The 255-nt window shown below is 47.5% G+C and carries 1 rRNA gene; it reads right to left on the reverse strand.

The window, feature by feature from the left end:
- Positions 1 to 255 (reverse strand): 23S ribosomal RNA (locus K0040_RS20425); the annotation flags it as partial.

Raw genomic sequence — 255 nt, forward strand, 5'->3', positions numbered from 1 at the left:
GTCTACGTCAACTAACTATACGCCCAGTTAAGACTCGCTTTCGCTGCGGCTCCACACCTTAAGTGCTTAACCTTGCTAGGTAACGTAACTCGTTGGCCCGTTCTACAAAAAGTACGCAGTCACACAAATAATGTGCTCCTACAGCTTGTAAGTGTAGGGTTTCAGGTTCTATTTCACTCCCCTCCCGGGGTTCTTTTCACCTTTCCCTCACGGTACTATACGCTATCGGTCACTAGGTAGTATTTAGGCTTGGAG

This window comes from Terrisporobacter petrolearius (assembly GCF_020748185.1).
In the GTDB taxonomy this organism is placed as follows: Bacteria; Bacillota; Clostridia; order Peptostreptococcales; family Peptostreptococcaceae; genus Terrisporobacter; species Terrisporobacter petrolearius.